Raw genomic sequence first — 21328 nt, forward strand, 5'->3', positions numbered from 1 at the left:
GCAGCCGGCTAGAGCGTCAGGTTGAGGCGGCCGAAGTAGAAGGCGCCGCTGTAGCCGAACTGGTTGGAGCTGTACAGGAACCGGCCCCGGTTGGTGGCGTCGAGGGTGGAGTAGGCCAGGCTTTGCGGGTTGTTGTTGGGGTCCTGGTAGAGACGGTCGGGGTACACGTCGAACAGGTTGTTGACGCCCACGCTCAGGCCCACGTTTTTCAACACCTGGGCGCTGAGCACGAAATCGGTAATCCATTTGGCCGAAAACGTCTGGTCGATGAAGGCGCGGTCGGGGTTGGCGTCCTTGGTCTGCACCTCACCGAAGCGCACAGTGCGCAGGTTGGCACTGAAGATTTTGTAGCCGTAGTCGGCACTCAGGTTGATTTTGCTGCGCGGCTGGCCGTTTTCGAGGCGTGCCCGCTGGGCCCGGTCGAAGAGCGTGTTTTGCAGCGTGGGGTTGGCATCGATGAAGCTGGAGCTGTTGAAGCTGCGTACCGTGGTGGCGTTGAAGTTGGCCGCCGCCGTCAGGGTCAGGCGGCTTTCGGTGCCCAGGGTCAGGCGCTCGTTGGCTACCACGTCGAGGCCGCGGGTGCGGGTGTTCACGGCGTTGGCGAAGAACTGGATGCCCTGCACCGGCAACGTGCCCAGAATCTGGGCCACGGCCGCGTTGCCGCGGTTGTACTGGCTGCTGAGCACGATTCGGTCCCGGATGTCAATCTGGTAGGCATCCACGGTGAGCGTGATGGTGCGCAGCACCCGCGCCGTCAGGCCCAGGCTGTAGTTCGTGGATTTCTCCTGCTTCAAAGAGCCAATCCCGAAGGCACGCGTGAGCGGGCTGTCGTTGTTGGTGGTCAGCACTTCGCGCAGCTCGCCGCTGTTGAACTGGGTGCTGGAGTTGGTGAAGTAGCGCTGCTGCAGCGAAGGCGCCCGGAAGCCGTTGCTGATGGCGCCGCGCACCGCCACGTCGGGCAAGATGCTATAGCGGGCGGCCAGCTTGCCGCTCACGTTGCCCCCGAAATCGGAATAGCGCTCGGCGCGGCCGGCCACGCTCACCAGCAGCTTTTCGGTGATGTCGCTTTCCAGGTCGAGGTAGCCGGCCACGTTGGTGCGCGAACGGTCGGTGGCGTCCTGCGGGCGGTAGCCGGCAAAGCCCTGCGAGCCCGCCGCCGCGTAGGTAGCCGGCGTGTTGCCCGAGGCCGGCGTGATGATGCGGCCCTGCTCGTTGATGCCGTTGGCATACGAGCCCAGCTCGCCGGCCTCAATCTGGAAGTTATCCACCCGGAATTCGCCCCCGAAGGCCACATTGAGGGTGCTCAGCACAGGCATATCCAGAAATTTGCGCGAGAAGCCCAGGTTCACGGTGTTCTGCTGAAACAGCAGCTCGCCGGCGTAAAACTCGGTGGGGCTGGTACCCAGCGGCAGCGAGGCGTTGAGCGTGTTGCTGATGTCGTAGCGCAGGCTGTTGCGGCCGTAGGTGTTGCTCAGGTCGGCCTGGAAACCCAGCACCCGGCCCCGCACGCCCGTAATCAGCGAGGCGTCATCCACGGTGCTGTTGATGAACGGCAGGTAGCCGTTCGGGTAGAGGCCCAGGTCGATTTGGGTGGTTTGGGTGGGCAGGCGGTAGAGGGCACCGCCGCGGCCGGTGCGGCGCGTGAGGCCGCCAGCCACGTAGGCTTCCAGTTCCTGGGCCGGCAACAAGGTGTAGGCCGCGTTCAGGAAGCCGCCGTAGGTGCGCGTGTCGGAGGCGCCCACCCGGATGTTGCGGCGGTTGAAGCCGTTCTGGGCCACCAGCGCATCGTCCTGGGCTTTGAGGGCTAGCTTCTGGTCGTTGGTGAGGCCGCCGGGGTAGTTGCCGGTGTTGGTGCCGCGGTAGATGAGCGGGGCCGTGTCGGTGCCGCTGCGGTCGAAGTAGCTGCGGTTGCTGAACTGCCCGCTCACGTTCACGAAACCGCGCTTGTTCAGCCCGAAACCGGCGTTGGCGTCGGCCTGAAACAGCTGCCCGTCGCTCTCGGTGGTCTGGCCGGCGGTGCTGCTCACGTTCACGCCGGTGGTGTCGTCTTTGAGCTGGATGTTGATGACGCCAGCAATGGCGTCGGAGCCGTACTGGGCCGCCGCGCCGTCGCGCAGCACCTCAATGCGCTTGATGGCGGCCGGCGGAATAACGTTCATATCGGTGCCCACCGAGCCGCGGCCGGGCGTGCCGTTGATGTTCACCAGCGCCGAGCTGTGCCGCCGCTTGCCGTTCACAAGCACCAGCACCTGGTCGGGCCCGAGGCCGCGCAGGGAGGCGGGGTCCACGAAGTCGGTGCCATCGGTGACGGTCTGGCGCGTGCTCTGGAACGAAGGCGCGATATACGTCAGGATCTGCGTGACGTCGGTCTGGGCGTAGGCCTTGATTTCGCGGGCCGAAATGACGTCCACCGGGGCCGTCGTCAGGATATTAGAGCGACCCTCGGTGGCGCGCGAGCCGGTTACTACCACTTCGTTGAGGGCGGTCTGGTTGTCGGCGAGGCGCACGTCCACGGAGGTGCGGCCGTTGAGGGCCACCTGCTGCGTGACGGAGCCAATAGCCGACACAACCAGCGTGGCGCCGGGCGGCACGCTCAGGCGGTAGCGGCCGTCGGCGTCGGTGCTGGTGCCGTTGCTGGTGCCCTGTTCCAGCACGGTCACGCCGGGCTGGCCCTGGCCGGTGCTGCTGGTTACGCGGCCCGTCACGGGCACGGTTTGAGCAAAGGCGGCGTAACTGGCCACCGACAAAGCCGTGACCAGGCCCAGCCGCGTTGCGGATAGATTATTCATGTCAGAAAGAAAAAAGGAAAACAAGCCAGGGGCCGGCCGCGCCCTGCGGGGCGGCCGCACCGTTCACACATCCGACGCACCGCCCGCGGCGGGGTCCGTTCAGCACAATCCGGAAAAAGAAAGAATATCAGCGCAGCTCTATGTACGCACTACCGCGCAGGCGGTTGACGCGGGCCGGCGCAGCCTCAACAACAGCAACAGCACCCCGCAACCACACCTGCGGAAGCAGGCCAGCAAATCGGCATCGGGGAGAAAGCGGGCAGGTTGAGCAAGTACATCAGGCAGGCAAACAGAAAATCAGGGTGCCGGCGCATAACGGCGCGCCAAGGCAACTCCTGCAGTACCGAATACGGCGCGGAATGTTTCGCGGAAGGCAAGAAAACCTTTCGGGCACCCCGCCCGATTCCGGCCGAAACCGGCCACGGCTTACTGCACCAGACGACGCACTACCGGCAACGCCCGAATGGCCCACTGCTGCATGTGCAGGCCGGAATAGTGCAGGCCGTCGGGCGCGAACTGGGCGGGGTCGTAGCCGGTGGTGCGCGTCAGGTCGGTGATGTCGAGGAAGGCCACGCCGGCCGCCGTGCACTCCTGCCGGGCGGCAGCGTTGAACTGGTTTATTTCCTGGCTGATGCTGGCCTGCGCATGGCTGCGGCCCACCCGCGACTGGCCCCAATCGGGAATGGACAGCACCAGCACGCGCCCGGGCCGCCCGCCTGCCAGCCGGATGGCCATGTGCAGCAGCTCCCGAAAGTCGTTGCGGTACTCCGCCAGCGGCAACCCCTGAAACTGGTTGTTCACCCCAATCATTAGCGACACCAGCTCATAGGACGCCGGCGGGTTGGCGGCCACAATGGCCTCGCGGAGCTGCTCGGTGGTCCAGCCGGTGCGGGCAATGATGTCGGGCTTGCGCAAGCCCTCGGCCTGAGCCAGCCAGGCCAGTTGCACGCCCCAGCGGTCGGCGGCCGGCACGCCCTGCCCGATGGTATAGGAGTCGCCGAGGGCCAGAAAGCGCCGGGTGCCCACCGGGGCCGGAGCGGGCGTTGCAGCCGGCGGCAGCGGGACCGGTACCGGGGCATCGGGCCCGCAGCCCAGCGTGAGCAGCCAAACCGAAACCAGCGCAAAAAGACGAAACATAAGCAGCGGCGCGAATAAGTGAGGCCAACGTACGGCCCTACCGCGCCGCCAGATTTCGCCCGGACGCTACGCACAAAAAAGCGCCGCCCGATTAGCCATCGGGCGGCGCTTTCATTGGGATTATCGGGGCCGGGGCCGAGTTGCGCCGGTCACCGGCCGCTCGTTTTAGCCGATGGCCTGCTTCAGATCCGCAATCAAATCTTCCACATCCTCGATGCCCACGCTCAGGCGGATCAGCGAGTCGGAAAGGCCGGCCTTGCGGCGCTCTTCGGCCGGGATACTGGCGTGCGTCATGGTGGCGGGGTGGCCCGAGAGGCTTTCCACGCCGCCCAGGCTTTCGGCCAGCGAAAACAGCTCAAACTTCTCCAGCACGGCCACGGCGTCTTCCTTACGGTCGCCTTTGAGCACGAAGGAAATCATGCCGCCGAAGTCGCGCATCTGCTTAGCGGCCACGGCGTGGTTGGGGTGCTCCGCGAAGCCCGGCCAGAACACTTTTTCCACTTTGGGGTGGCTCTTGAGGTATTCGGCCACGGCGCGGCCGTTTTCGCAGTGGCGCTGCATGCGCAGGTGCAAGGTTTTGAGGCCGCGCAGCACCAGGAAGCAGTCCTGGGGGCCGGGCGTGCCGCCGCAGGCGTTCTGCAGGAAACGCAGCCGCTCGTGCAGCTCGTCGTCCTTCACAATCACGGCGCCCATCACCACGTCGGAGTGGCCGCCCATGTACTTGGTCAGCGAGTGCATCACCATGTCAGCGCCCAAATCCAGCGGCGTCTGCAGATAAGGCGTCGAGAAGGTATTGTCCACTACCAGCAGCGCGCCGGCCTTTTTCGCCACAGCGGCGGCGGCTTCAATGTCGATAACATTGAGCAGCGGGTTGGTGGGCGTTTCCACCCAGATCAGCTTGGTGTTGGCCGTCACTTTCTCTTCCACGGCCGCCATGTCGTGCATCGGCACGAAGTGGAACTTGATGCCGTAGTTGGCGAAAACCTTGGTGAAAATGCGGTAGGAGCCGCCGTACAGGTCGTTGGTGCTGATAACCTCGTCGCCGGGCTGCAGCAGTTTGATGATGCAGTCGATGGCGGCCATGCCTGAGGCGAAGGCCAGGCCGTGCTGGCCGTTTTCCAGCGCCGCCAGCGCGTCCTGGAGCTGGGTGCGGGTAGGATTGTGCGTGCGCGAGTACTCGTAGCCTTTGTGGTCGCCGGGCGAGCTTTGCACATAGGTCGAGGTCTGGTAGATGGGCGTCATGATGGCCCCGGTGGTGGGGTCCGGGTGCACGCCGGCATGGATGGCTTTGGTTCCGAATTTCATCTGGTAGGACTAGGGTTCTGGGGAACTGGGGTTGGGGCTGCAAAGGTAACTATGTGCCGCTAGCATTGGCCGGTTCGCCCGCGGCCGGCTGGCTGAGAGTCGAACCCTGGAAATCAGAATTTTGCTTGCTCCTGCTGCTGAATCCTCCGGGTGGGTTTCTATCTTGTTGGCAAAATTCTATTCACACTTTTTTTATCCGCTTGAAAACACTCCTACTCCTATGGGCCCTGCTGGGCCTGCCCGCCGCTGCCGCTCTGGCCGCCCCCACCCCACCCGCCGCCGACTCCATCGATAGTGAGCAGCACTACATCGACTCGGTGCAGGCCACGCTACGCTACCAGACCGGCCGAATCACGCTGCCCGACGACCTGGGCGCCCTTACGGTGCCCGCCGGCTTCCGCTACCTCGATGCCAAGCAGAGCGAGTACGTGCTGACCAAGCTCTGGGGCAACCCCAACGGCGAGTCGCTGGGCATGCTGTTTCCGGCCGACCGCGGCCCGCTCGATGAAAACAACTGGGCCTTCGCCGTCGAGTACGACCCCTCCGGCTACGTGGAAGATAAGGACGCCGTCGAAATCGACTACGACGACCTGCTCGAGGACATGAAGGAGGCAACCGAGGAAAGCAACGCCGAGCGTGAGGAAGCCGGCTTCGGCCGCATCATGCTCATGGGCTGGGCCTCCAAACCATTCTACGATGCCAAGCTCAACGTGCTGCACTGGGCCAAGGAACTGCGCTTTGCCGGCACTGACTACAACACGCTCAACTACAACGTGCGCGTGCTCGGCCGCAAAGGCGTGCTCAACCTCAACGCCATCGGCGACATGGGCCAGCTGCCGGAAATCCGCCGCAGCATCCCGCAGGTAATCAAAAGCGTGGAGTTTGCCAAAGGCCAGCAATACGCCGATTTCGACCCCAAGATAGATGAAGTGGCGGCCTACGGTATCGGCGGACTGGTGGCGGGCAAGGTGCTGGCCAAAGTGGGCGCCTTTGCCCTGGTAGCCAAGTTCTGGAAGGTAATTATTGCGGTGGTGGCCGGCGGCTGGGCCACCATCCGCCGGTTCTTCGGGGGCGGCAGTTCCGCCGACGAGTAGGCGGGCCGGCTGCGCCATGTAGCCTTCTGCCGCTTTCTTACGTTCTACCTTCGGGCCGGCGCCTTCACGCCGGCCCGTTTGTTTTTACCTGCAGCATATGGCTTTTCTCCGGGAGCTTTTTCAAAAAAACGCCTCTACTTTCCTTTCCATGGTGCTGCTGGCGGGCCTGCCGTTTGTGGGCAGCTCGTCGCTGGGCTTTATTCTCTACCGCAACCAGGAGCTACTGCAGCACCCCACGCTGCTGCAGGCACTGCTCTACTTCGTGGTTATCGGGGTGGCCATGGCGTTTTCGCTACTGCACACCACGCTGGCGGTGCTCATCACCGGGTTTTATTTCGGCTGGGCAGGCTTCCCCGGCATGCTCATCGCCTATACGCTGGCGGCTCTCACCGGCTACCAGGTAGCCTCCAGCCTCGACCACGGCAAGATGCTGGCGTTTCTGCAGCGCTTTCCCAAAGCCGCCGCTGTGATGCGCGAGATGAAGACCGACAGCTGGAAGCTGGTGTTTCTGCTGCGCATCTCCCCCGTCACGCCGTTTGCCCTGATGACGTTCATTCTGGCCGTGATGGGCGTCGACCGGCGCCGGTTTCTGCTGGCTTCCATCGTGGGGATGCTGCCGCGAAGCCTGTTTTTCTACTGGCTCGGCACCAAGGCCCAGGATATTATGCTGCTGCTCCGCGACCCGGGCACCGGCAATACCGGCAAAGTAATGGTGGTGGTGCTGGTGGCCATTTCGCTGTTTGGCCTGTATTACCTCTTCAACCGCGCCATGCAGCGGGCTTTGCAGCAAGGCACGAAAATCGAGTAAAAAATTCCGCTGAAATTCAGCATCTTGCAGTATTTCGCAAAAAAAACCAGGCTAAATGCGGGCCCCGGCTTGCACCGCCGGAATTTTCCCTGCTATCTTTGCACAACCAAAACGGATAAACGATCCGCCAAACGGTAAAAATGGTTGTGTAGCTCAATTGGATAGAGCATCTGACTACGAATCAGAAGGTTTAAGGTTCGACTCCTTACACGACCACGAAAAGCCCCTCAGCTATTTGCTGAGGGGCTTTTTTTTATCTTTTTTTTATCGGAAGCTGTGGACACTTTTCGGCTAACAACAGCACCTATCAAGTAGCCTACAGCACCTTAAAAGGGGTTATTTCTTGATTTGCAACCCGGTAAATAGTTCACTATCAGAAGTTAAAATTTTAGCGGGCCAGATTGGCAAGGTTTTGGAATTTCGGCACTAACTGCCTGTAAAAGCAGCATCGCTCCTTTTACATTTTTGTCCGAACCCTTACCAACCAACATGCTGGATCGAATTAGAAAACACCTCATCCTCTTCGCCCGACAGCAGGTAGGCACCACCAGCTACCTGAACCTTGTACAGGAAGCCGATCTGGGTTTCAACCTCGACAACCCCCACGAGAAAAAACGCCTGAAAGAAGTGCTGGCCGAAATTTCGGAGGCTGAATACGCGGCTGGACGGCCTATTCTGAGCTGCCTGGTAACCGTAGCGGGCCACAAAGGCCAGGGCGACACCTTTTACAAGCTCTGCGAGCACCTAGGCCTGGGCGAGTGGCGCGACCTGCGCCGCCAGGAAGGGTTTCTGAAGGATCTGCGCACGGAATGCCGTGCCTACTGGCAGAATAACGCCAATTTTCACGAGTTCAGCCAGCTCCATGAGTACAGTACCCGGCAGGCGTAGCTGCCCTGCTGCCCGCGGCGGCTCCTGCCGCGCCACGCCTACGAGAGCAGCTTGGCCTGATGGGCCGCATTGATGATGGCGGGCGCATTTTTGAGCGTCGCCAGCACGAACTCCCGAGCCGCTTCCTTTAACTCGTCTTTGCTGATGTCGTGCGCTTCTTCGCGCACCAGCTCGCCTATCGTCTGGAAGGCCAGCACCAGCGTTTCCCGCTTGGGCCGCTCCTGCCGGAGCTGCGCGTAGGCCAAGGCCAGCTGCGCATTGATTTTCCGACGCCGCGTCCGGAACACCGACTCGCTGGCGGCATGCGGCTTGATGGCATCAAGCAGCTCCAAGAGCGGCAGCAGCTTGGTGGCCGTGGCCACTACGGTGCCTTCCAGCCGCCGCCGACGCCGGCGCAGTATGGCCGAGGCCACTTTTCTTTTGCTGTCCGGGCCAGCGGCTGTGGCCCGCTGAGGATGTTGGGCGTCTGAATGCATACGGGGCCTGGTTGCCGATAACAAGTGCCCTAAGATACGGCCTGCCCAGCATTATTGCTTCCATTGCAAGCTCCGCAAACAATGTTTGCGGAGCTTGTGTATTTTAGACCCGCCACAGCCCATAGCAGAACAGTTCCTACCGTTGCGGGCCCGGGACAACCCCGATATTTACGGCGCCCGCCGGCTCTATCTTCTCCGCCAATTGTCGTTATTCCGTAGCTCAGACGCCATTTATGGACCTTATTGCTTACCGCCCCCAGTACCGGATTTACCTGCATGCGGCCGGCAACCACATCCACTATGAGCGCCTGGAAGAAATGACGCTGGCCACGGAGCTGCCGTACTACCTGGCCGATATCGGGCGGGCGCTTCAGCGGGTGCAGCCCGGTTTCACGGTGCTGTCGGACCTGCGGCGCACCCTGGGGCCCAACCCGCAGCTGCTGCCGCTGTTCCGGCAGGTGCGGCAGCTGCTCTGGGACCACGGCGTGGGCCTGATGGTAGAGGTGCACCCGGCCTCGCCCAGCGGGCCCAAGTTTATGGAGCAGGTGCGGGCACAGTCAGCGGCCATCCCCACCCAGCTGTTCACCAACCTACAGGAAGCCGAGGCCTTTCTGCAGCAGTTTTGGGCCCGGCCAACGTCCTGATGCCTGGCCCGGGGCGAAAGTGCCGCGGCGAAAGCGCGGGTTGGAGCCGGGTGCCTATCTTTGCGGCGGTATTGTCAGGCCGCGCCAACGTTTTGGCCTGGTTGGCTGTTGTGCCCAGGGCCCTGTTGGCCATTTGTTTGAACTCACCCTTCACTGATGAATTCTATTTCCACCGATATCTGCATCATCGGGGCCGGCCCGGTGGGGCTGTTTGCTGTGTTTGAGGCCGGGCTGCTGAAGCTGCGCTGCCATGTAGTAGACGCCCTGCCCCAGGTGGGTGGGCAGCTGTCCGAGATTTATCCCAAGAAGCCCATCTACGACATTCCGGGCTTCCCGGATATTCTGGCCGGCGACCTGGTCAACAACCTGATGCGCCAGATTGAGCCGTTTCACCCCACCTTCACGCTGGGCGAACGGGTGGAAGGCTACCGCAAGCTGGACGACGGCTCGTTTGTGGTGACCACCATCGACGGCACCGAAATCAACTGCAAAGCCATTGCCATTGCCGGCGGCCTGGGCTCGTTTGAGCCCCGCAAGCCCGCCATCGAGCAGCTCGACAGCTTCGAGCAGGGCAAGGGCGTGTACTACATGGTGCGCGACCCCGAAACCTTCCGCGACCAGCGCCTCGTCATTGCCGGCGGTGGTGACTCGGCCCTCGACTGGACTATTTTCCTGGCTAACCTAGCCAAGGAAGTGACGCTGGTGCACCGGGGCACCACCTTCCGCGGCGCAGCCGACTCGGCCGAGAAAGTGAAAGCCCTGCACGAGGCTGGCAAGGTGAACCTGGTGCTGAGCAGCAACGTGACGCACGTACACGGTAACGGCCAGCTGCATTCCGTGACCATCACGGCCAACGACGGCACCGCCACCGAACTGCCCGTCGACTCGTTCATTCCGCTGTTCGGCCTCACGCCCAAGCTCGGCCCGATTGAGGACTGGGGCCTGGACCTGGAAGACAATGCCGTGAAGGTGAACACGCTGGACTACTCCACCTCGGAGCCCGGCATCTTCGCCATCGGCGACATCAACACGTATCCGGGCAAGCTGAAGCTGATTCTGTGCGGCTTCCACGAAGCGGCCCTCATGTGCCAGGGCGCGTTCAAGCACATCTTCCCCGATAAAAAATACACCCTCAAGTACACTACCGTAAACGGCGTACCTACCTTGTAAGAGACCTAAGACCTTTAGAAGTGAGAAGTGAGACGATGTTCAACGGCAAGAGCACCAGAACATCGTCTCACTTCTCACTTCTAAAAGTCTCACTTCTAATAATACTATGACCGAAGACGTACGCGTATACGTGGAGGAAGCGCCCGGCCAGCGCACCGAAGTAAGCGGCCCCACCGACATGGGCCTGAGCCTTATGGAGCTGCTCAAGGCCAGCGGCTACGACATTCAGGCTACCTGCGGCGGCATGGCGCTGTGCGGCACCTGCCACATTGAGGTGCTGGCCGGCCCGGCCCTCGACGAGCCCTCCGACGACGAGCTGGCCATGCTGGAAAGCCTGCCGGTGATGAGCCAGGGCAGCCGCCTCTCCTGCCAGATCCGCCTCACCGAGCGCCTCGACGGCCTAGTGCTGCGCCTGATGCCCCAGAATACCTAGGCTGCCAGCCGCAATTTGCGGCCGGCCGGCGGCGTTAGGCTGCTGATGGCTACAACTACTTTTACTCGTGATATCCTGTACCGCGGCCTGCTGGGCTGCGGTTTTTTATTGCTCAGTTCCAGCGGCAGCGCCTTGGCGCAGCGCGAAACAGAGCTGAACATTAGTGGGGGAGCTTCCCTGACACACCCCGCCATGGAGCGGCAGAACCTGACCAGACAGTTCCGGACGGTAGGCCGCTTCAATACCGGAGCCGCGCTGCGCTTGGTAATGCCGCTGAATGCACGGCTGGGGGTGGGCTTTGAGCAGCGCGTTACAGGGCTGCCCCAAAGTGTGCGGTACGGCACCCGCAGCACCGGCTTCAGATCCGGCGGCGGGAATAACACGGTGCATCAGTCAGGGCTAAGCTTGCGCATCTATGATATATGGAGACCGGGGCCGCGCTTCGGGCTGGATATGGCCCTAACTGGTTCCTACGCGTGGCTAGATGGATGGCGCTCCTCCTCCTATGAAGGCCCACTCTGGTACATCGACGCTACTCAGCTGCCGCAACCCGGCATTCCACTGGTGCTGGTGCGCGAAACCGAACGGCGCGGAACCGCCATGGCCGGCGTGGAGGCGCTGTTGCGCTACGAGCTGGGGTTGCGCCATATGCTACTGCTCACGGCAACCTACCAGCGGGGCCTGGGCCCGCTCGAAGAAATCAACTCCACCAAGCTGGAATATATTGATGACAACGGCATCGTGCAGCAGGGCAGCCTGGCTATCGTCAGCCGCGGCTCCTATGCTACGGTGCAGCTGGGCTACGGCCTGCGCCTGGGGTATCTGGCCGGTGCCACCCGCCGCAACCCCACCCCGCGCTACAGCCTCGACCCCGACGAAACCGACCCGGACACCGCGCCGGAAACCGAGTGAGGCTGGTTTGCCCAAGTCGGATCTGGTGGCCCTGTAGCGGCACAAAAAAAGGGCGTGCCCACCACCTCGGTGGGCACGCCCTTCTTTATTGAACTACTATCTGGCAAAACTAGCGGCGGGAGCGGCTGCTTTTGGTGGCCGTCTTGCGCTTGCCGCTGGCCGACGACTTATGCACTACTTTCTTCTTGCTGCTGGAAGTGCGGTGGCGGCTGCGCGAGGCTACGTGCCGGGGGGCGGCGGCCGGGGCAGTGGCTTTGGGCGCTGCCTCCGGCGCTTTGAGTTCCGGGGCGGCCTCAGCATGATAGGCCGAAACCTCGATGGCTGGCTGGGCGGCGGCTTCTTCGCGGGCGGCGGCTTTCAGAACGGCATCCTGCTTGCGGCGGGCGGGCATCAGGAAGTCGCGCTCGGCCCGCTCCTGGGGAGTCAGTTTCTCTTCGCCAGGCAGCGCGGTGGGAGTTACAGAAGTGGTTTTCTTTTCGCCTTGGGCCATTACGGCGGTGCTGCTGAGCAGCAGGCCGGTTACCATCACAATCAGTCGCTTCATTGTTCCAACAGGGGCTTAACGGAACCCCAAAATTACCACACCCCGGCCATAAAATCCAAAGCCACCATCGTACCAACCTGGCAGAAAGCCCTTTTGGCCGGGCTGGGTCGCACTTTCACCGGCAAAAAAGCTACCGGCCGTCACTATATAGCGGCCGGCTGCTATGGTCGCTACGGCTGCCCCGCAATCTGCACGCGCGTGCCAGCCGAGTGGGTGGTGAACTCCGGTGCGTAGAGGCACTGCAGCTGGCTCAGGCCACCCGAGAAGTTGCCGGCCTGCGCCGCCCGCAGCCGGTATTCGAAGGTGTGGGTGCCTTTGGGGAAGAAGCCGATGAAGAAGTTGGTGGCGGCGTCGCGGGGGCTCTCGTAGTAGCCCAGGCCGCTCTGGTAGCGGTAGCCGGAGGTCTGGCCGATGAGCTCCAGGCCGGCGGCGCGCTGGTCCTTGAGATGCACGTATTCCAGGTCACGGTCGGCGCGCAGCACTAGGCGCACCACCAGCACGTCGCCCACACGCAGAGGGCTGGCGGTGGTGAGGCGCTCCAGCACCGGGCCGCCGGCGGTGCGCTGCTCGCGGTAGAGCTGGCGCTCCAGCTGCAGGCCGGTGGCGGCGGGCGTTATCTTGTCCAGCTGCTCGAAATACTGCCAGTAGAGCGCGCCCCAGGCCACGCCGGCATCGGTTTTCTGCACCGATACGCGGCCCTGCCCGGGCTTGATTTCGGCGGCGGACCAGCTGACTTTGTAGTAGCCAGTGCCGGCCTGCTGGGTGGGGGGCGTCACGGGCTTCCCTCCTACCGTCACGCGCAGGGGCTGGGTGGGCTGCAGCCAGTCGGAGCCGCGCAGCAGCAGAGCGTAGCAGGCATCGGCGGTGGCGCGGGTGCTGGGCCAGCTCTGGGTCTGCTTCTGCTTGAGCAGCCACAGCTTCATTTCATCCACGAATTTCTGGTCGTTCTGTACTTCGTCGAAGGCCTCGATGAGGGTGGCCTGGGTTTCGGTGGGGGCCTCGCGCCAGTAGTAGCCACCGCGCACTTCCTTCCAGTGCATGCCCAGCTCGGGCGAGTGCAGGGCGTTTTCGGTGAGGGCCGTCATGATTTCGCGGGGAGCAGCGGGTTGCTTTTGGCGGTGCAGGGCCAGGGCCATCTGGGCCTGCAGGTAGCGGGTGCGGGCGGGCCAGAAGGCGGCGGCCTGCTGCTGGTAGTAGGCCAGCGCAGGCTGCGTGGCCTTGGCTACGGCCGGCGCAGCCCAGAAGCTGCGGGCATATAGCGCCTGAATCTGCAGGTCGGAAAGGTGGTCTTGTTTCAGATTCACGCCCTTCTGCTTGCGCAGGTCGGCGTAATCGCGCTGCAGCTCGCCATCGAGGTAGGCCAGGGCCTGGCGCAGAATGGGGGCGGCGCGCTCGTCCTGGCTGGCATCCAAGGCGCCGAGCTTGCGCAGCTTGCCGAACCCAGCCACGATGAGCTGGGTGATGTAGCGGTCAGCGGGCATCTTCTCAAACCACGGAAACGCCCCGTTGGGCTGCTGCATGGCGGCCAACTTGATGAGGGCACGGGCAGTTTCGGCCTGCAGGCGGGGCTCGTCGAACAGCTCCGTGAGGCGGCGCATCCGCTCGGTTTCGCTTTGCGCGTCGCGCACCCAGGGCGTTTCCTGCAGCAGCAGGGCCTTCAGCTCCGGATTCTGGTCGAGCTTACTGGTGAGGGCGGCTTTATCCCCGCTCTGGGCGGCGCGCTGCCACTCGGCCAGCATAGCCTTGAAGCGCGGATTGCTTTGCAGGATTTTGGTGGCCAGCAGGTTGGCGTAGAGGCGGCTGAACACCTGCTCGGAGCACTCGTAGGGGTACTCCATCAGGTAAGGCAGCGCCTGCACGGCGTACCAGGCCGGGTTTTCAGTCATTTCCAGCGTGAGCGAGTAGTTGCGCCGGGTGGCCGAGGTGGTGCTGGTCAGCTTCTGCAGCTCAAACTCCCGGGTGGCCGGCCCCACGATGGGCAGCGGCAGGCTTTCCGTGACCAGCAGACGGTTGGGCAGCACCGGCAGCGTGTTCTGCTCGCCGTCTTCGATGGTTGTTAGTTGTTGGTTGTCAGTTGTCTGTTTGTTCTGGCGGCGGGCCTTTTTCTGCGCTTTCTTATCTGTTCCTGACAACTGAGAACCGACAACTGACAACTCGCCTTTGGCCACCACCTTGTAGGTTATGGCTTCGATGGGCAGCTGGCCTTCGGCGGTTTCGGGGATGGTGAGGCTCCAGCTCACGGCCTGGCTTTGGCGGGCGGGCAGATTGAACGCTAGCTGGGCGGGGCTTTGCAGCACGTTCGCCTCAATGGGCTGCTGGGTGCGCGCGTCGAGCAGCAGCAGCTGGGTGCTGCCGCTGATGGGCGCATCGGTGAGGTTGCTGAGCTTGGCGGAGAAGGTGAGCTGGTCGCCTTCGCGGAAGAAGCGCGGGGCGTTGGGCGTCACCTGCAGGCTTTTCTGGGTCACCAGCTCGCGCTGCAGCATACCCGAGTGCAGCTGCTGGTCGTGGGCCAGGGTGAGCAGCTGCCAGCGGGTTACGGCCTCGGGCATCTGGAACTCCAGCACGGTTTCGCCCTGGGCGTTGGTGCGCACGGCCGGCGCCCACAAAGCCGTTTCGCGGAAGTCGGTGCGGGCCTGCACGTTGCTGAGGTCGGGTTGGGCGGTGGATTTAGAAGCACTGCCTGAAGCACCGGCTACAGTATCAGCGTACTCTCGTGCTTCCCCATCCTTCTTAAGTATTGGCACCGTCATCTTCATCATCCGAGAGGCTGATGGAGCCGCCATTGCAGCAGCTTCAACACGGTCTTCCATAGGCGCATTGCCCACTCCTCCTTCCCGACCATTCAGAGGAATTGCTTTATCAGAAACCACATCCTCGCCCATAAAGCCCCACATATTGAGGTGCGGGTAGACGAGGCTCCAGACCGGCCCGGCCACGGGATTGCCATCAAACAGCTCCGTGGATTCTTCCGTGCCAAACCGGCCGTTCCAGGCCAGCACGGCGGGATAGTATGGCCGGGCAAACTCCGGCTCCGCGAAGGAGTGCGGCCGGAAAACGTCCAGCGACTTGTCGTAGAGCGAGGCCAGCATCTCGGCCGCGGCGGGCTGGCCGTTGGCTTGGCGGATGGTGACGCGCCAGGTTTCCTGTTGGCCGGGCTGCAGCTTGTCGCGGAAGGTGGCAATGCTGAGGGCCAGCGGCGCGTGCGGCGTGGCTACCTGCACGGTGGCCGTGTGGTGGTAGAGGCGGTTGTCGCGGATTTGCGTGAGGTGCAGGTGCAGCTGCGCGCCGTCGAGGGCGACGGTGGTCGGGATTTCCACCACGCGCTGCTCGTTGGCGGTCAGCGTGAGCCACTCGTGGCGCAGGGTTTCGCCCTTGGCTTCCACTTCCAGCAGCACCCGCGCCCCGGCGACGCTGCTGCCCACCAGGAAGCGGGCCGGCTGGCCGGGCAGCACGCTGTCCTGCAGGGCCACAAACCAGTCGAAGGTGGGCAGGGGCAGCGTGGCGGCGGTGGCCGAAAAGAGCGTGAAGCGCTGCTCGGCTTTCACCTCCGGCTCGGTGGCGGCTGGCGCGGTGGCTTCCAGCAGGTAGCGGCCGGGCTCCTGGGTGGCCAGCGCGGCGCGCAGGTTGGGCAGCAGGGGCGTTTTGTCGGTGTCGAAGTCCTGGGTGAGCACGAGGGTGCGGGCCCAGGTGCTGTCGTTGTCTTCGCGGGCATAGGCGTCTAGCGGGAAGCGGCGCTGGAACTCTTCGCGGCTTAGGGCTTCGCGCTCGGGCCGGTCCCAGGCGCGGGGGCGCAGGGCGCGGGCGGGCGGCGCGAGGCGGAACAGGCGCAACGTGCCCCGGGCCGGGCGCGGCTCGCCGGCCGCGTTGGTGCTCAGGAGCTGCAACGGCGGCAGCTGCTCGCGGTTGAGCTGCTCGGGCACGTCCAGGCGGAGCGTGAGGGCGCTGGTACTTAGGCTCACGCTTTGCTGGCCAGTGCGGGTTTCGCCGGCTGCGTCGGTCACATCGGCCGTCACCTCAAACGCGTAGCCGGGCCCCCAGTTGCCGCGCTTGCCGGAGCCGGCCGCGGCTTCCCCTTTCGCCACAAACGTCACGACGAAGCCGCCGGCCGAGTCGGTCCGGGTGGTGCCGCTGAGGATTTCCAGCTCGGGCTGGTCGCCGCCGTAGAAGCCGCGGCCGAAGAAGGGCCAGAACGTGCGCCGCACCACCCGGTACTGCACCGTGGCGCCATCGATGGGCTGACCGGCGTAGGCGGTGGCCTTACCGCGCACCGTCACGGATTGGCCCAGCACGGGCGTGCCCGCCACCGGCTCAAACGTCACCTGGAACGTGGGCCGCTTGTAGTCCTCGACGGCAAAGCTGACGTTGCCGGCATCGGTCTGCAAGCTCATTTCGCCGTTGAGCAGGCCCGTAGGCAGCATCAAGGAGCCGTGGAAGGAGCCGAATTCGGAGGTGGTGAAGGGCAGCGTCTGCACGGTCTGGCCGTTCACGTCCACGAGGCGCACCGACACGGCCTGCTTGGTCAGCAGCTGCGACTTGCCGGCGCGGGTTTCGGTGAAGATACCTTTGAAGTACAGCGTCTGGCCGGGCCGGTAGATGGCGCGGTCGGTGTAGAGGAAGGTGCGGCGCTGGGGCTGCTCCAGCTCCCGCGCGCCCCGGCGCGGACCGTAGTAGCCGTTTTGCGTGGTCAGCAGCGAGTCGCGGCCTTGGGTGAGCAGCAGGGCGCGGAGCTGGGTGTTCTGGCCGGTGGCGGTGCCCAGCACAATTTGGGTCAGGCCCTCGGCGGTGGTGGCCTGCGCGGAGCCGCGCCGCTGCTTGTATTGGCCCGCCTTCTGGTCATAATATTGAAAAAAGGGCAGCACCTGCACGCCGGCTTGGGGAGCACCGGTCTGGCGGTGCAGCACCAGCACCTCGGGGCCTTCCTGGGCGGGGGCGTTGCGGCGCAACTCGCTCAGCTCGCTCACGCTCAGCTCGGCGTAGGCGGTAGCCACGCCGGCCTTTTCCTTGGTGGGGGCATCCTCGGCGGTGCTCAGCACAATGAGGTAGTGGCCCAGCGGCAGCGCCGGGCCGGCGTGCTGCACGGTATGGTCGTGGTAGTCGGCGGGGCCAGGCAGCTCCAGTACCCAGGCGGCGGCGGGCTTGCCGGCCAGCACGCGGGCGTAACGCTTCTGAAAACGGTCTTCGTCGTAGCGGGTGGGCTTTTCCAGCTCCCGCAGCTGCCGGGCCGCGCTGATGCGGTAGGCTGTGGCGTACAGCTTCGGCACGTTGCGCACGTTCAGCTTCAGCAGCCAGGGCTGGCCGGGCAGCACGACTTCTTCGGTGGTGAAGCGCAGCTCCACGGCCTCGATTTCCAGCCGCAGGTTGCGGGCCTGCTGGGCGCCCTGCGACTTCGGCCAGGCTTTTTCGGCGGCCAGAGCCAGCGTCCGCGCCTGGGTGGGGTCGGTTTCGCGCAGGCTGTTGGCTTGCTCGAACATAAACCGGCTGGCAATCGGCAAGGCCTTGTAGGTGTCGATGGCGCGCAGCAGGGCGGCGCGGTACAGGGCGTCTTCGTCGGGCAGGGCGGCGTGCTCGCGCACGAAGCGCAGGCGGGCCAGGTCCACATCGGCCAGGGCGGCGGGGTTGGTGGCGGCCTCGCGGAGGCGGAAGGCGGTGAGCTGCTGCAGCACCCGCAGCACCTGCAGCTGCCCGTTCAGCGAGTCGGCCAATGGCGCGGTCAGCTTTAGCTGGGCAAACTCGGCAGCGGAGCCGAACAGGGCCGGATTGGTCAGCTCGAACTGCTCGGCGGGCCGGGTCACGTAGAACTCGTCGTTGCCGAGGCCCTCGATGGCGCGGCGGGCCAGCAGGTCGTAGAGCGTGGGCGTGAGGGCGCGGCTTTCGGCGTCGCCACCCGTCACGGCGTAGCCCAGGGCCGCCAGCTTCAGCTGCTGCTGGCGCTGGGGCTCATCGAGCAGGGAGGCGCGGTAGTGTTGCAGCACGGCGCTGCCCAGGCGGGCGGCATCCCAGGTGCGCAGATCGTTGGCACTCTGGTCGGCGGGGTCGGGCGCGGCGGCGCGGGTCCGGTCGTAGAGCTGGTAGCGGTGCTCCTGGTAATAGTTGGAGTAGAGCTGGGCCAGCAGGCTGTGCAGGATGGGCCGGGCCGGAAACCGCGCCGTTTTCAGGTCGGCCTCTACCAGCGCAATGGCCTTTTCGTCGGCTTCCTCCTCTTTTTGCTCCAGCAGGCGCAGCTTATAGAGCAGGGCGCGCAGGTACTCGGGCGTGTCCTGGCGCTGGCGGGCCTGCTGGTAAATGACCTCTACCAGCTTGTCGGCCGAGGCGGTCTGGTCTTTGGCCAGCAGCTGGTCGATTTTTTTCCAGGCGGCGGGGGTGCCGGGGCCGGCACCCGCCGGCGGGTTTTGGGAGGAGCCAGGGAGCAGCATCAGCAGGGCCAGCAAACTAAAGAGGAAAGAACGCATAGGATGGAAACGACGAGGAAAGGCAAGTTGGTAAAATCCAGATGCCGACCCGGGCCCGATTCCATATCTACCCTAGCAGAATGATGTAGAATGCCACCTCCAACGTCAGAATAAAGGTGTTTTGCAAATCAGTCTATATTCGCGCCGAATCCAACCGCACAGGTTCACTTACTCCTATTACCCTCTCTTATGAAGGCCTTATTCACTACCATACTGGGTTTAGCAACTGTAGCACTGGCGGCTCCCGCCGCTGAGGCACAAATCAGCTTTGGCCCGCGCATCGGGGCTAATTTCGCCGATTTCAGCTACCACACTCAGTCGTCGTATGTTCTCAACTCGCAGATGCGCCTCGGCGCGCAGGCTGGCGTAGCGGCCAACATTGGCTTCGGCAATCTTGCCTTCCAGCCGGCGTTGCTCTACAGCCAAAAAGGCTACCGGGTTGATTTGGAAGATTCCAGCCCCAACAGGTTCTCGACTCATCAGGAAGAACTACGCCTCAACTATCTGGAAGTACCCCTGAATGTGGTGTATACCACTAACGGAGCCACAGGCTTACAAGTATTTGCTGGACCATACTTGGGGCTGGCACTGAGTGGCAAGGGCAAAGAAAAAGGCACGTTCTCTACTGGCGGCCTCAACGATATTTTCGAAGGTAAATACGACGTAGAATTCGCTGACCAAGCCGGTAACGGTAATACAAAAGCCTATTACCGCCGCTTCGACCTGGGCGCCACATTTGGCGTGGGCTACAAGGTTGGCCCAATGCAGGCGCAGCTCGGCTACGCCATGGGTATCAGCAACATTGTCCCCAACGACCAGAACAACGACGAGCCCAAGAACAAAATCCGCAACCGCAACCTACAACTTGGTTTGACCTATTTTTTTGGGGCGAAGTAACCGGCATTACATAGCCACAAAGAAAAGCTGCCGGGTGCACCAGCAGCTCTTCTTTTATGATATACTTTCCCGCTTTGGTTGTGAGACATTCAGGCCACCACGCCTTGGCCCTGCAGCACCCGCTCGGCCTGCGCTACGTGGCGCCGGATGTGGACCACCAGCATTTCCAGCACGTCGGTGAGGCGGGGCCAGAGCAGCGGAATAATGGGGTTGGGGATGCGCACGGCGTTGGCATTCACGCGGCGCGCCTGCTCCAGCAGGTTCAGCAATTCATCCAGCTGGCGGCCGAACACTTCCACCACCGTACGCGGCAGCCGCGAGCCGCTGGGCGCATATTGCTGGGGCGTTTTCAGGGGTTTATCCTTAGGAGACACCTTCATGGCCGCCGTCAGTTTCTGACCAATGTAGCCGTGCTTCACGGTTTCGGCGGGGGTGCTGCCGCGCTCCTGCGCCTGCTTGAGCTTGCGCGTGATGCTGGGCAAATAGAAGCCCCCGATGATGTTGAGATGCTCCAGGCACTGGCCCACGCTCCAGGTGTCGGGCGAGGGGCGGCGGTTCAGCTGGTCGTTGGTCAGGGGCCGGAAGCGCTGCTGCGTCACGTCGCGCAGGGCGGTCAGCTCGGCAGTCAGGCCATCGAAGAATTCGGAGGTGCGGGTGGTGGTCTGACTCATGACGGGGTGCAAACAGGATAGGGAGCGGCAGAACGGCGCGTAATGATACGGGCCGCGGGTGGCATCGGCAATTACGCAGCCTGCATTATAGAAGATTCACACCATTTTCTGATACCTTGTCTACATGTATCGTTTTCTATTTAGCGTCTTTTTCCTGACTATCTCCGGGTTTTCGGCCTGGGCTCAGGCAGTGCCCAGCCCCGGCGAAAATATTGCTTCCCTCGTCACATTTGGGGCCCAGGCCGACCCCAGCTGGGGCGACGACGACTTCACCCAGACCTTCTTTTTCCTGGTGCCCAAGCAAAACCGCCAGCCGGTGTACATCCGGGTCTTCGACCCCGACTGCGGCGGCCAGCTCGACGAAAAGCGCTTTAACTGGAACACCACCACCGAGTTCAGCCTCTACGGCGGCCCCGGCACCCACTCCGCCCCCGACGCCCGCAAGCCCAAACCCGGCGGCAACTTCCGCTCCGGCACGCTGCTCAAGCAGGTGAAATTCGGGGCCAACGCGAAATACGACGGCAAGTGGTACACGTTCGGGCCGCTCAACCCGCTGGAGGGCGAGTACGTGCCGGAGTTTGATGGCTACGTGTTCAAGGTGATTGCGCAGGGCAAAGCCGGCGACGACGGCAACCTCTACCGCTACTTTTTCAGCACCAGCCCCACCCAGAATGTGGCCGTGGAAGGCGGCAACGCCTTCACCTACCAGTATGCCTTCCGGCTGGTGCCCACGCGCCGCGCTATCACGCACCTCTATCCCTACGTCAACGACCGGGTGGTGAGCATCACGCAAAGCAACTTCGACCTCGACGGCGACGTGAGCATCAAGATCTTCAGCGTGGCCAAAAACGGTCACCCGGCCAGCGTCAGCCAGGACAACATCTGGGCCCGCAGCCAGCACCCCATCAGCAGCAAAGAGCACGGCCTCTCGCTGGACATGCGCCTGACCTCGCTCACCAAGGAAGGCAACGACCTGGTATTCTACGTCACCGATCAGTACGACGTGGCGCTGCCGTTTTTCGCCATTCCGCTGGGTGGGCCGCCGCGCTACCGCTACGACGTGGACGTAAAAATCAGGAAGTAAGCGGCTGCTCGTGGAGCCCGCCGGCAT

At 63.4% G+C, this 21328-nt stretch carries 16 protein-coding genes and 1 tRNA gene; 10 read left to right on the top strand and 7 right to left on the bottom strand.

The features are described 5' to 3' along the window. Nucleotides 1-8: 8 nt before the first annotated feature. From O3303_RS11125 to O3303_RS11135, 3 genes are all read right to left on the bottom strand, one after another. Nucleotides 9-2789, bottom strand: a complete 2781-nt coding sequence (locus O3303_RS11125) for a TonB-dependent receptor (protein WP_269558490.1) — start codon at nucleotides 2787-2789, stop codon at nucleotides 9-11. Between the two features lie 426 nt (nucleotides 2790-3215). Then, nucleotides 3216-3926 carry an SGNH/GDSL hydrolase family protein gene (locus tag O3303_RS11130; protein ID WP_269558491.1) on the bottom strand — a complete coding sequence of 237 codons (711 nt, stop codon included), beginning with the start codon at nucleotides 3924-3926 and terminating at the stop codon, nucleotides 3216-3218. A gap of 165 nt (nucleotides 3927-4091) precedes the next feature. Continuing rightward, nucleotides 4092-5231 (bottom strand): cystathionine gamma-synthase, encoded by a 1140-nt coding sequence (locus O3303_RS11135; protein ID WP_269558492.1) that lies wholly within the window; start codon nucleotides 5229-5231, stop codon nucleotides 4092-4094. Between the two features lie 200 nt (nucleotides 5232-5431). Between O3303_RS11135 and O3303_RS11140 the strand changes: the two genes are divergently transcribed. The 4 genes from O3303_RS11140 to O3303_RS11155 all read left to right on the top strand — a co-directional run bounded on the left by O3303_RS11140 (nucleotide 5432) and on the right by O3303_RS11155 (nucleotide 8021). Beyond that, entirely contained in the window at nucleotides 5432-6325 is an 894-nt protein-coding gene (locus tag O3303_RS11140) for a DUF2167 domain-containing protein (protein WP_269558493.1), read from the top strand. A 97-nt stretch (nucleotides 6326-6422) separates the two neighbouring features. Beyond that, on the top strand, nucleotides 6423-7133 hold the full coding sequence (locus O3303_RS11145) for a TVP38/TMEM64 family protein (RefSeq protein WP_269558494.1): 711 nt from the start codon (nucleotides 6423-6425) through the stop codon (nucleotides 7131-7133). Between the two features lie 142 nt (nucleotides 7134-7275). Continuing rightward, nucleotides 7276-7349, top strand: a tRNA-Arg gene (locus O3303_RS11150). A 273-nt stretch (nucleotides 7350-7622) separates the two neighbouring features. Continuing rightward, nucleotides 7623-8021 (top strand): hypothetical protein, encoded by a 399-nt coding sequence (locus O3303_RS11155; protein ID WP_269558495.1) that lies wholly within the window; start codon nucleotides 7623-7625, stop codon nucleotides 8019-8021. A 38-nt stretch (nucleotides 8022-8059) separates the two neighbouring features. Here the strand turns inward: O3303_RS11155 and O3303_RS11160 are convergent, their stop codons facing one another. Further along, a complete protein-coding gene (locus tag O3303_RS11160) occupies nucleotides 8060-8497 on the bottom strand; it encodes a hypothetical protein (protein ID WP_269558496.1) in 438 nt (145 codons plus the stop codon). Between the two features lie 233 nt (nucleotides 8498-8730). Between O3303_RS11160 and O3303_RS11165 the strand changes: the two genes are divergently transcribed. The 4 genes from O3303_RS11165 (at nucleotide 8731) to O3303_RS11180 (ending at nucleotide 11656) form a co-directional block, all read left to right on the top strand. Continuing rightward, a complete protein-coding gene (locus O3303_RS11165) occupies nucleotides 8731-9141 on the top strand; it encodes a hypothetical protein (protein WP_269558497.1) in 411 nt (136 codons plus the stop codon). A gap of 156 nt (nucleotides 9142-9297) precedes the next feature. Next, a complete protein-coding gene (locus tag O3303_RS11170; RefSeq protein WP_269558498.1) occupies nucleotides 9298-10311 on the top strand; it encodes an NAD(P)/FAD-dependent oxidoreductase in 1014 nt (337 codons plus the stop codon). A 106-nt stretch (nucleotides 10312-10417) separates the two neighbouring features. Further along, nucleotides 10418-10744 (top strand): 2Fe-2S iron-sulfur cluster-binding protein, encoded by a 327-nt coding sequence (locus tag O3303_RS11175; RefSeq protein WP_044016326.1) that lies wholly within the window; start codon nucleotides 10418-10420, stop codon nucleotides 10742-10744. A gap of 45 nt (nucleotides 10745-10789) precedes the next feature. Next, nucleotides 10790-11656: a hypothetical protein gene (locus O3303_RS11180; RefSeq protein WP_269558499.1), complete on the top strand. Its 867-nt coding sequence runs from the start codon at nucleotides 10790-10792 to the stop codon at nucleotides 11654-11656. A gap of 109 nt (nucleotides 11657-11765) precedes the next feature. Here O3303_RS11180 and O3303_RS11185 read toward each other — a convergent pair whose 3' ends face one another. Both O3303_RS11185 and O3303_RS11190 read right to left on the bottom strand, forming a co-directional pair. After that, the gene (locus O3303_RS11185; RefSeq protein WP_269558500.1) at nucleotides 11766-12200 is read right to left on the bottom strand and encodes a hypothetical protein; all 435 of its coding nucleotides are present in this window, start codon (nucleotides 12198-12200) and stop codon (nucleotides 11766-11768) included. 170 nt (nucleotides 12201-12370) lie between these two features. Further along, entirely contained in the window at nucleotides 12371-18649 is a 6279-nt protein-coding gene (locus tag O3303_RS11190; RefSeq protein WP_269558501.1) for an alpha-2-macroglobulin family protein, read from the bottom strand. A gap of 189 nt (nucleotides 18650-18838) precedes the next feature. On the opposite strand from O3303_RS11190, the gene O3303_RS11195 reads away from it, so the two are divergent. Next, complete coding sequence (locus O3303_RS11195; RefSeq protein WP_269558502.1) at nucleotides 18839-19546, top strand: porin family protein; 708 nt, start codon at nucleotides 18839-18841, stop codon at nucleotides 19544-19546. A gap of 89 nt (nucleotides 19547-19635) precedes the next feature. Here the strand turns inward: O3303_RS11195 and O3303_RS11200 are convergent, their stop codons facing one another. Continuing rightward, a complete protein-coding gene (locus O3303_RS11200) occupies nucleotides 19636-20217 on the bottom strand; it encodes a DinB family protein (protein WP_269558503.1) in 582 nt (193 codons plus the stop codon). Nucleotides 20218-20341: 124 nt separating this feature from the next. Between O3303_RS11200 and O3303_RS11205 the strand changes: the two genes are divergently transcribed. Continuing rightward, nucleotides 20342-21301 (top strand): hypothetical protein, encoded by a 960-nt coding sequence (locus O3303_RS11205; RefSeq protein ID WP_269558504.1) that lies wholly within the window; start codon nucleotides 20342-20344, stop codon nucleotides 21299-21301. The last annotated feature ends 27 nt before the right edge of the window (nucleotides 21302-21328 follow it).

Origin of the sequence: Hymenobacter canadensis, from assembly GCF_027359925.1 — a bacterium.
GTDB lineage: Bacteria > Bacteroidota > Bacteroidia > Cytophagales > Hymenobacteraceae > Hymenobacter > Hymenobacter canadensis.